The organism is Prevotella brunnea (assembly GCF_008016795.1).
In the GTDB taxonomy this organism is placed as follows: domain Bacteria; phylum Bacteroidota; class Bacteroidia; order Bacteroidales; family Bacteroidaceae; genus Prevotella; species Prevotella brunnea.
In genome coordinates, this window is record NZ_SDIK01000040.1 from 1 (window position 1) to 10985 (window position 10985).

A 10985-nucleotide genomic window follows, 5' to 3' on the forward strand; every position below is an offset into this window, starting at 1 on the left:
ATGTTTAGCGGACAGTAATATTATTCTATACAAAAATGTATGGATACATATAATTCAGCCAAAAATTTAGCATCATATCTAAATATAGAATGACATGTTGTAATTGATTTAATAACGCTCTATGAATACGAGATTTCTTGGCTTTCTTAGTCTCAGCAAAGTAACATCATCAATATTTTCATCAATGAACGAAATACAATCTCCTTTTCTAATTATCATGTCTTTATCTTCTGCTTTGTTCTTCCAAAAAGAGATACCTTGTGGTATTTCGTAAGTGACGCAATCTAAAGATTGTGGTATGATGGTTAATATAACGTCATCAGCCAGGTTTATTGACTCATCCCTTGATGAAACAAAACATATACACTTTGCTGCATTCCCCCTGTTACCGAGATTCTTAGTGTATCCAACAAATTCAGATTTCTTTTGTTCCTTTATACGAAGTAATATTTTTCTTCGAAGAGTATCTTCAATATGGTCTGTTAAAGAGGACTTATAAAGATTGATAGGAAAACCATTTGTTACTGATATGTATGTGTGTGTGTTGATAACGGTAGGAACCTCCAAGTTTTCTTGTTGAAAAAGACTATTTATTGTTTCCTTATCCTGTTGTGATGCATGAAAGAACCCTTTATCATGTGTTACAATGTTCATGCCAGTGATAGATTCCCGTCTATTGGGCGATACACAGGAAAGTAGAACCAAAGCATCCTCTTTTGATATATGAGTTGTTAAGAACAAAGACATTGCAGGTCTAATGATCTCCTCACGAAGAGGATGTTCCTCAAAGTTTATGTCGAAATCATTCTCCAACTTCTTAATATCATCTCTAACTTGTTGTTCAATATCAGCTTTATATACAGAATAATCTTGCCTACATACCTTCCAGTTGCTCTTAATTCTGGCTTTCGAATAGTCAGTAGCAATAGCGAGATTTTTCTTAAGCTTAGCTAAGAACAATTCATATTTCCTCACCTCTGCAAATTCATAGAGAACATACATTGATGAATGTAAATCTACAAAAGGGCAATTTGCAAAAAAATCCATAACCGCATTAAGATTAGGAAATTTTCCACCCATTAAATCAACCAAGATATTTGTATCGAGAAAATACTTTACTCGATACATTTCTTCAATGTGGACCGCCATTTCTACTCGTCAATCTTATTAAGGAAACTCTTTACAAAATCCTCATCAATGCTTTGGCCTTTATCTAAGGTCACTGCGGCATCTTGTAATATACTATAACATAGCTTGAGTAAATAACGTGGCGATCCTTTTAGGTTCTCATCCTCGACACCATTATATAGGGTTTGTACGGCAGCATCTGTGAAAGGATATATGGAGTCATTGTTTTTTCTAACAGTGTCAATATAATTCTTGATTACTAAACCTAATTGATTGGCATCGAAAGGAGTTAAGGTAATAGTACTATTAGAAATTCGACCAAACAAAGCCAGCGATATCTGCTTCACATCTTCTAATGCGCGAGGATTCATTGCAAATACTGAACACCAGTTTCGTTCCCTGTCGATAAGAGCTCTTAAATTACTCATGTAATTATCTGCTTCTTTCTTGGTCAGGCGATTAGAAGACACTTCCTCAAATTCGTCTACTAAAAGATAGAAGTCTGTATAATCCATTTGGTTCTTGACAATCTCAACTATAGATTTCAATAGCACAACCTCTTTCTTGGCTAAATCTTTGGCTTGCCCGGATACTATAAGATCCCAAGACTTACTTATATTTATATTTTCAGAAAGGATACCTACATAGTAACGGGCAATATTAGTATATTTGAACTTGTTTATAAAACATGTCATAATAGAGTTAAGTAAAAATTCTTCCCTCGCATTCTTGGTAGCACGATTCACTTTTTCACCTAATAAAGCATCCGCGAGTTCCTTATAACTCTTAAAACATGATTCAAATTTAGAGTTCGCAGCCAAGTTGCTATAGCTTGTAAACATCCTTGGTGAAGATATATACTCTATAAATCTGTTTTTAATTTCTTGGTTGTCATCTACATGCAACATGAAAATATTCCATAAATATCTTTTGAAATTTTCAATACCTATCTCACTAATGACACTTCCTATTAGTTCTGAAAGACTCTGTCCGGGATCGTCAAGATACACAACATATGGCTTGTAGCCAGGATAATGCTTTAGTAAATATTGAATAAACATGAGAGTCTGTGTCTTACCTGTACCATATTCGCCTGTAATAACAAGGCTTAGATAACGATTATCTGAATTCCGATCGGACATAGAATCCCTGATATATGACACAATCTTTTGTGTTACCTCTGAAGAGACTGGTACCAATTTGCTTATAACCTCATCTGTCGCATCTAAGTCGGCTATTCCTGATTTGGGGAAAGGGTTAGAATCAAGATCGAACTTTGTCTTCAGGATAGTTTCACTATCCTTGGCGTTCTCAAAAGATTTGAGAATATCTATGCTAGTTTCTGACATATTTATAATTTTAAGAGATGTGACATATATACATTGTTAACCATGGGCAAATAGTCTTTATCATATTTACTTACATTAATTAGCGATGTACTTTGAAATCTGTATTGGTCTAAGTGACTTAAAACTTCTGTAGTAAGTTTCAATTTCATTTCTTTCATGGAATAACGAAATTCCTTGATGAGCATGAAGAATAAGTCTGGAATAAACATAATCCTTTTTAGCTTGTGAGATCGTATATAATCAAGAATTGAAAAATCTTCCGGCATCGTATTTATCTTGTATAGTAAAGATAAGCCTGATGTCGTGGGAATGGTTTCTAAATGGAAGAAGGAAGATGAAACTTTCTCCAACATATGTAGCTTCTCTCCCCATGAACAGAATACATCCCAAAACCTCATAGTGTCAGTTCGATTGGGTATAATCCTATAAATTGGAGAGTTGCTACACGTCCCTAATATAAAACTATTAGTAAAACGATTGGCATAATTAAAAGATAATACTATCCTTTCCTCTTGGCTTAATTCAAACAAAGCCCAGAATTCTGCAAACCGTTTGTATCGAATATAAATATCCTTTAATAAACACGTTTCTTTTTCTGTCAGAGCTATACGCCCCATGTTCTCAAATTTAACACTTTTATCTACAGGCCTCATAGACCCTTTCTCAAGCAAAGAAAAATTGATAAGGGCGTTGATTACTTCGAGTAAATTGCGTTTAGTCCATTTTTTTCCAGACTCGGACACAATATTATTGGAAACACAAGACGACAAACAGTCAGTAATAGAGGAAAAGCCATCGTACTTATAGCAAAGAGAGTAGATGTTTCTAATGTCTAGTAGGCTATAGACAAAAGAATAACTCCAGCCTTTGCCCTCGTCCTCTGCCTTTGGAATAAAAGCGATGACCTTGGATTTTCTGATATCTATATTCATCATCTTAATACTAAGATATTTTCTGAAAGTTTAATATTGTGACGATTTGACAATTTCCACTTTGTACCTCTATCACGAAGCTTGTAAATTTCATACTCATTGAAACCTACAGTCTGTGCAATTCGCCCAAGATAGCTCGTTGTCTGAATATATTCTCCATAAGGTGCAGAGTCCCCCAATATCAAATATGCAGCGCCATGGGAATTAAGAACTCTCCGTATTTCTTTTAGCACATGATACATGTCTTGAAAATAGTACATCATCAGAATATGAAAACTTTTTTTTCCATGACGTTCTTTAGATCTTTCTTGTAGCTTATAAAAAATAGGTACAAGTTCTTCCATTAAGTCATGGTTATCAATAGCGAATTCTCCTTCTTTGAAAGCGTCCATTTCAAAAGAATTGTCACGGTAGTGAGTTGTCGCTCCAGTAACAAGATGTGAACGAATATTTGTAGTCAAATCATTCCAAGATCTGGTAATCTTCCAGAAATGGGTGTGAACCTTTGATATTTCTCCATAATCAAGGTTGTTAAGATATGGAGGAGACGTGATACACAAATTACAAAGTCCATTTTCCAAGTTCTCATTCTTTTTACGAGAGTCAGCCCGATAAACCTTTGCAGTTCTCTTATGGGTGGGTAGATTATGTATATCCTCCATCATTTTATGCACTATCTCTAAAAATCTCATTATAGGGTGTCCCGAATTTTTCAAAGTCTTACTTCTAACTATGTATGGAACTGCTATAGGATTCAATGCACACTTATGGAGGGTCTGACTCAATGCGAGTTTGAAAAAAAGTTTGTATTCATCAGGAATTATTTGAAGAATTGCATCACGTAGAAGATATATTGATTTTAATGTATTTGCGTCATAAAGAGTTATAAGAAGTGGATGGTATTCTTCGGAAATATCAATGGCAAAATGTGTGTCATGGTAATCCATGATCTTATTTATATACTTTTCTACAATTCTATCCTCAAGATCCCAATTTAACTTAGCATTGATAATATCACACATAAATTCTTGGGCTTCGTTGCCAACTGCAAACACATTGCGTTTTTGGCATGTAACTAATGTTGTACCACAACCAGAAAATGGATCAAAAACTACAGATTTCCTCTTTTTTTGGCCATCGAGTACATCATCTACAAAACGATATGAAAAGCCAGCCGTGAACTTATACCAATTATTCACAGGACTCTTCATATTATCCTTAGCAGACCCGATATTACTATAGTATTTAATATCCATTGTTATTATTTGGTAACGCTATTATCTCATCATTATTATGCTATAGATGGAATAAGAGTTATACTTTAGCCATCTTTGAGTGTTCAAATATACAAAAATATTATTTAATATCTTTCTTAAAGGATAGAAATTTGTACTTAGTTGATGAAAGTACATATACAAAGCAGGTGCAAGGGATAGTATGCGTAGCACAAATACTTCGCATACTGCCCTTTTATAAATCCTCGTTCTCCGTTGTAACAATGGATAACCGCCAATCCCAGCCAAACCCCAATCATACCGTACTGGTACATAAAAAGGGAGGCCAAAAGACATTTCATTACGTTGTGTTTGCGAAACACGTAAAACGTACAAACCAGCAGTATTCCTGAATACTCATAATCGACGTGTAGCCACATAGCGATGCTACAGACTGCAACCATCAAGACGCAACAGGGCAAAAACTTCTTACCAACATTGCTTAACCCCTCTATTGCCACCAGCCCCAATAGCAGGGTGAAGAACACATTATGTGTATTGTCATGATTCAGTAGCCACCACGGAATATCCGACACAAGAGCAAAAATGAAAAGACTCAGCGCATATTTCCTTACGGAACGGGTATGCACATACCCCTCCACCAGCAGAAATGCGAAGATGGGAAAAGCCATCCTACCCACCGTTCGCATGGCATCGTAGGCAATGCTTTCGTCCATCAGATAGTAGGCTATGTGGTCTAATGTCATGGACACCAATGCAATTACCTTCAATGCGCTTCCTGACAACCCTTTACCTTGAACGAGGATCATGTTACTTTGTTTTCTTTTCTTTGCCCAACAACTCAGCAATCATCGCATCCACTTCGTCATTGACACGCTTGAAGTTACGCCCCAGCATGATTTCCTTCTCACGGTTAGAGGCAAACTGATAAATCTTTGGCAGGTCGGCATACAGACTTTCCTCCTGTTTGATTTGTTCCATATCAAAGTGGGTCTTACAGAAATACTTCGAGGTCTTGAACTCCTCCGACTTCTCAATGTCGAAGCCCTGCATCATGCTGCCTTCCGTCGGAGTAAAGTCACGAGCTGACTGACCAGCGAGCCAACCAGTCGCCATGTCCGCTATCTTGGCAGCAGGGACTAGGAAGTCCAACCGCTCCGAGATAGATGTGGAAACCTTCTGGTCATTGATGGTAATAGACTTGGACGTCTGCTTCGCCTTACCGAATACATCATTCTGCGCCCATTCCAGCGTTTCCTTGTTGCGGGCGGCACCCATGAAAATGTTACCGCAAGTGGTAATAATCTTCTGCATCCCATTCTTGCCATAGTCCGCCTCCAGCTGTGGCAACTCTTGAAAACCAAGCGTCACTGCTACCTTGTTGCTTCGCGCCGTACCGATCAGTCGGTCAATCTTATGAAAGTACAAGGTTGGCAGCTCATCCACGATGATGGAAACAGGGATATTCCCTCTGCTGTTCACACGGGTCACGAGACGGTTGAGCACCAACGCATTCAGTGCGCCCACAATCTGCTCTTTCTCCGGGTCGTTGGCAATCACGAGATAGGAAGGGCTGGCAGTGTCTGAAATCTTCAGGTCGAAGTCATCCCCCGTAAATATCCAGTAGGCTTCCGGTGAAACCAAGCGAGCTGCATTGACACGGAGCGTACCCACCATACCTTCGAGTTGGTCCATCGCTTTGTTGGTATAAGCCGACTGGAACGGAGCCATGAGCGAGAGAATTTTCTGATCCTGCATCAGGATGTCAAATACGTCACTGTACTGCTTACCTAAGAAGGATAGTACATGTGGCATATCCGAATATTCTCCTGTAATGGTGTCAGGCTCCACTACCTGTCCCTGCTCATCCTCATACCAGGATGAAGTGATATGCACTTTCTGTCCGTTACGGCTGATATAAGTGAAGTCATTCAGATCCACGAACATGCCATCTTCATCCACCGACACATCGTGGCTCAGCTCATCCACAAAGTCAAGAATCATGTTACCGTTCTTGTCGACAGCTCGGTAGTCATGCCAGTTCTTTGTCATCAGCCTTAGTTTCTTCCCCTTGTATTTGATGTAACGAGTAAGTTTCTTGCCGTCCTTGAACCCCGTCGGATGGAAGTTGACAAAGAAATAGATGATAGCCGAAAGGAAGTTGATGGCCGAGTTCTGAAAAAACGCCTCCGAGCCGCCTTTCTTGTCGCCCCCCTTGTTAAGCGATTCAAGCAACGTTGCAGCTGTCTCAGCCGCTGCTGCCAAGTCAGGGATATACTTCCGTTGTATAGGGTTGATACGGTTGGAATACTCCACATCGGTAAAGTTCACGATGTGGAAACCACAGTTTTCCGGCAGCCTCTCCAGTTTCTTGTTTTTGCAGTATTGATAGAACAGCGTCTTTCCCAATGTCGGAAACTTGTAGTCATACACCATCATGGCAAAGCCTTTGGCCGCATGCTGACGGATAAATGGGTCGATGATACCAAACGACTTGCCAGAACCGGGCGTACCCAGTACAATGGTGCCACGGAACGGATTGATGATGTTGATCCATCCCTTGTGCATGCGTCCCTTGAAATAGTAGATCATCGGGATATTGACAGAATAAGGATTTTCATTCAGTTCCTCCGACTGCTGGAACGACTCATTCTCAAAGTTGAAACGGTCTTCACCCAATTTGTAATTGTAGTAGCGAGAGATACCATCTAACCCCTGATGCAGAAGCATCGTACCGATAATGGAAGTCATGGCGTAGAGCACACGATTGGTAGGGAAGCCAAATGAAACTCCGCCCCAGACGCCCTTATGAAGCATCATGCAGAGCGCAATGAACGTAATGCCGATGCCGATAGGGTAAAGCACCATTGTCTTGACATTGAACTTCAATGCCTTCTGTGGACGTGTACCGATGCATGTCACACCAATACATATCAGTTCGATGAGCTTACACGATGCCACATTGTTGAAAACCTTGAAGCGTGTGATGAGTTCCAGGATAAATCCCGTCACACGGTTGTCCGTCGTGATGGGGAGATTCATGATCAGCTCTACAATCAAGAAAAGGTAGATGCAACTCCTGAACGTGTTGTACATCTGTTGCTGTTCCCTTGTTTCTTCTACTGCCATGATGCTACTTTTGCGAATTAAGAACCGGGAGGAACGCCATTATCTGTTCACCAATGCCGTCGGCATGAAGAATATCCTTATAGTCGATGTTGAGTGTGACGACACGACCAGAAATCTGTTCCTCCGAAATCTCCAGTTTCAGCACCTTCTCTTCAGGAAAGGTCAGCTTGTCGAGTACCAGCACGTTACGATATGCCTTCTTGAAGCTCTTGGCACTGTTCAGGGAATAGACCGGAGTCAGCTCAATTGTCTGCGAATTGGTGGCCTTCAGCTCCTTCTTGTCGGTGAGTTTGATGCGTAGCTCACTGATGTCATACTTGATTTTGGTGGCATTGTAGAGTGAATAATCGATGAAGAAATAATCACCGATGCTGAAGATATTGTTCACTCTTGCTCTGATGCCATACTCGTGGGAACGGATATGCTTTTGCGGTTTACTGGCAAAGATAGCCCAGGCGTAGGCTGCCATTTCTTTACGTGGCATCGTCACGTCGGGATTCTCATATCTGCCCATATCCCCGTTCTTGATGCGGTAGATGGAGTTGGCTTTCGCTGGTCCGGCAGTATAAACCACGTTGAGTTGTACGATATGTCGCTCACCGATAACGGTAACTGTACCTACCAACTCATTGTCGTACATTCTCCTGGAGGGTTTAATACGCACGATATTGTCCGTACACTGGTTACCAACAATCTTGTTCGTCGAAATGTCCACGAGCTTGATATTCTCTGGCATCAGCAGATGCGTTGTCACCTCTTCGTTGACAAACACCACATCCTTGCGTCTGTTCTCGTCAAAGATGTAGTTGTCCGTGGGCCTTGCGTTGCGGATATATCTCACCGAAACCGAGTCTGCCTCAATGTTCTTATACATTTTCTGTGCCTGAAGGCTGCCACACAATCCCATGAGGGCAACCAAGATAACTAAAAACTGCTTCATATTTTCTAATGTTTGATGAATTGTTGAATGCTACTCAGCATTGGTATTGACCAGATAGACGATGGTGTTGTACTTGATCCGTGCCTTGTTCTTTCTGATATTGGCAGACACGGCAGAGGTTGCTGATTGATACATGTTCTGTAGGGCCTGCAGAGCCACTGCCTCAGAACTCAGTCCGCCACCATACCCACCGTCGAAGTTGATATTGCTCTGCAAGGCGTTCGCCTTGGCATCCTTCATCAAGTCACGGAATGCCGATTCTGGCACATAAAAGCCCTCCATGCCATCATTGTCATAGACGGATAATCCCACCTTGATGAACTTATCTTTAACCAAGATGCTGGTGATGGAAGCCATGACACGCTGCTGACCGAATCCCGTCACCGTACCATAGAGATAGGTACCCTTCTTCAGTTTTGTCCCTTTGAGCGTCACATCATCGAGGAGTTTGAACCGGAGGCGCGTACCCTCGTGTGCTTTGGTCGTCTTGTCTATCATGGCACGGATCAACGGAACCTCCGCCGTAGACTCGGCACTGACAGTGTTGAACTTATCCGCATTACCCTCCATCACCTTCTTGACAATGGCAGGTTTCTCTTTGGGCTTACGATTAGGTGCATTGAAGGGTTGTGACACTTTTGATTCTTTGCCACTTTCATCCTCATCGCCGATGCCCATGCTCCTCTCCAAGGATTTTTGCCGAGCAAGGCTTCTCTTCTGAATCGCTTCCACCTCCCTTGCATAGTCATCCATCTCAGCTTGTCGGGAGCTACGGCCGTAGCTGCTGCCCGAACCGTATCTGGATGCACCGCCGTAACTTCCACCCTCATAGGCATTGATGTGCTTCCGAGACTGTTCCAGTCGTTGTTGCAAGGCTTCCATGTCCTTCTGCCGCTGCGCATTGATGGCATTCTGCCGGTCTATATCGTCCAGCTCATGCTCTTGATAACTGTTGCTGAGCGAGTCCTGCTGTGGCTGGTCCTCACCGATGCCGTTCACTGCCGATGCCGCATCTTCCTCGTTATAACGTTTGTTCATCTCCGCCATCTTGTCCCCCATTTCATCATTGGCTGCTGTGGGCAGCGAAGCGTTGATACTGTCGGTGGCAACACCCTTCTGGGCATCGCCCTGCCCTCCGAACACACCAATCAGCTCATAGCCTAAGAACAAGATGGGCAGGAGGATGGCCAATGGAAAGATATACTTGGGCTGCTTGAAATCGATGCGCCACCAACTCTTGCCCTGTGATAAGGGCTTCACCACTGGAGGTTCTTTCGGAATAGTCTTTTCCCTTTCGTCGGACTCTTCCTTATTTTCGCCCTGCGCTTCTGCATTAGCCTCCGTCCGTGCAGCGTCTGACGGAGCATCCTCCTTTGTCAGTCCAGCTTTAAGCAAGAATTTCTTAATCAGTTCTTTCATATCATTAATGTTTTAAGTTTGTCACTATCATTTCGAGCTGCCTATATTTATAGATGATAAGCGTGGAATCCTGATGCGTCTTGATAGGAATACGCACCAAGGAATCCAGTTCCCATTTCAGCTGCTGTCCTCGCAGAGCCAGTTGTCCGACCTCTCGAACCTGTACGTTCTTGCCGTTCTGTATGCTCTGCAGTCCGGCGAACATAGGCTGCACATTCTCTATCTCCCCCACAATATCCTTGCTGGGTTGCGGAGTATAGAGTGACACGACTATCCCCAAGCAGAGCGAACAGACCAGCGCACCGATGGTCATGGCTGCCGTACGCTTTGGGTGTTTCACAGCCCATGCGTTGGCAGCATCTATCCGTTCCCGTATCTTCCATTGCAAAGAGAGCTTCCTTACAAAGGACTCCAGCTTTACCTTGGTTTCCTGTTCCCATCTGGCCTTGGCCTCTTTCGCACGTTTCATTTTCTTCTTCATACCCTTAGTAGTCTAAGTCTTTGTTCTCCAATGTTCTCCAGTTGGTAATCAGCAGACCGTGCGGATTGTTCCTTGTACGGGGCACATTCTCAATGCCGCCCACCGTGATAAGAGAGCGTTTCATGTCGCGTGAACGACGTTTAATAATTATTACTGTCCGCTAAACATCCCACATTTTTTATGAATTAGGGCTGACACTTCTCACGAGGTATCAGCCCTTTTTGTTATCTTTGCTTTTGTTTCCAAACTCAGATAACATGGGCAAAAGTACACATTTCTTCGGACAGCCGGTATATGGTCAGCTGATAAAATCTCTCGACCATGATAAAATAGTTGAAATAAGCCGTCGGAACGGCGGTGAGCGGTATGTGA

General features: G+C 42.0%; 9 protein-coding genes and 1 pseudogene. All 10 read right to left on the bottom strand.

What is annotated here, in order from left to right; genetic code table 11:
• Positions 1-108: 108 nt before the first annotated feature.
• Entirely contained in the window at positions 109-1128 is a 1020-nt protein-coding gene (locus tag ETF27_RS05765) for a hypothetical protein (protein WP_147785579.1), read from the bottom strand.
• A gap of 23 nt (positions 1129-1151) precedes the next feature.
• Positions 1152-2477 (bottom strand): ATP-binding protein, encoded by a 1326-nt coding sequence (locus ETF27_RS05770; RefSeq protein ID WP_130829411.1) that lies wholly within the window; start codon positions 2475-2477, stop codon positions 1152-1154.
• Positions 2478-2479: 2 nt separating this feature from the next.
• The gene (locus ETF27_RS05775; RefSeq protein WP_130829409.1) at positions 2480-3412 is read right to left on the bottom strand and encodes a hypothetical protein; all 933 of its coding nucleotides are present in this window, start codon (positions 3410-3412) and stop codon (positions 2480-2482) included.
• Entirely contained in the window at positions 3409-4665 is a 1257-nt protein-coding gene (locus ETF27_RS05780) for a DNA methyltransferase (RefSeq protein ID WP_130829407.1), read from the bottom strand. The genes ETF27_RS05775 and ETF27_RS05780 overlap by 4 nt, the downstream gene beginning before the upstream one ends.
• Positions 4666-4802: 137 nt before the next feature.
• Entirely contained in the window at positions 4803-5453 is a 651-nt protein-coding gene (locus ETF27_RS05785; protein WP_130829405.1) for a TraX family protein, read from the bottom strand.
• 1 nt (position 5454) lies between these two features.
• A complete protein-coding gene (locus ETF27_RS05790) occupies positions 5455-7773 on the bottom strand; it encodes a type IV secretory system conjugative DNA transfer family protein (RefSeq protein WP_130829403.1) in 2319 nt (772 codons plus the stop codon).
• A 4-nt stretch (positions 7774-7777) separates the two neighbouring features.
• Complete coding sequence (traN, locus tag ETF27_RS05795) at positions 7778-8713, bottom strand: conjugative transposon protein TraN (RefSeq protein ID WP_130829401.1); 936 nt, start codon at positions 8711-8713, stop codon at positions 7778-7780.
• Positions 8714-8743: 30 nt separating this feature from the next.
• Positions 8744-10132: a conjugative transposon protein TraM gene (locus ETF27_RS05800; RefSeq protein ID WP_130829399.1), complete on the bottom strand. Its 1389-nt coding sequence runs from the start codon at positions 10130-10132 to the stop codon at positions 8744-8746.
• A gap of 4 nt (positions 10133-10136) precedes the next feature.
• Positions 10137-10613: a hypothetical protein gene (locus ETF27_RS05805; RefSeq protein WP_130829397.1), complete on the bottom strand. Its 477-nt coding sequence runs from the start codon at positions 10611-10613 to the stop codon at positions 10137-10139.
• A gap of 4 nt (positions 10614-10617) precedes the next feature.
• A pseudogene (locus ETF27_RS05810) lies at positions 10618-10761 on the bottom strand (conjugative transposon protein TraK); the annotation flags it as partial.
• Between the last annotated feature and the right edge of the window lie 224 nt (positions 10762-10985).

Coding starts and splice junctions, on each gene's coding strand:
- ETF27_RS05765 (WP_147785579.1), bottom strand. CDS start 1,128: ATGTATCGAGTAAAGTATTTTCTCGATACAAATATCTTGGTTGATTTA.
- ETF27_RS05770 (WP_130829411.1), bottom strand. CDS start 2,477: ATGTCAGAAACTAGCATAGATATTCTCAAATCTTTTGAGAACGCCAAG.
- ETF27_RS05775 (WP_130829409.1), bottom strand. CDS start 3,412: ATGATGAATATAGATATCAGAAAATCCAAGGTCATCGCTTTTATTCCA.
- ETF27_RS05780 (WP_130829407.1), bottom strand. CDS start 4,665: ATGGATATTAAATACTATAGTAATATCGGGTCTGCTAAGGATAATATG.
- ETF27_RS05785 (WP_130829405.1), bottom strand. CDS start 5,453: ATGATCCTCGTTCAAGGTAAAGGGTTGTCAGGAAGCGCATTGAAGGTA.
- ETF27_RS05790 (WP_130829403.1), bottom strand. CDS start 7,773: ATGGCAGTAGAAGAAACAAGGGAACAGCAACAGATGTACAACACGTTC.
- traN (WP_130829401.1), bottom strand. CDS start 8,713: ATGAAGCAGTTTTTAGTTATCTTGGTTGCCCTCATGGGATTGTGTGGC.
- ETF27_RS05800 (WP_130829399.1), bottom strand. CDS start 10,132: ATGAAAGAACTGATTAAGAAATTCTTGCTTAAAGCTGGACTGACAAAG.
- ETF27_RS05805 (WP_130829397.1), bottom strand. CDS start 10,613: ATGAAGAAGAAAATGAAACGTGCGAAAGAGGCCAAGGCCAGATGGGAA.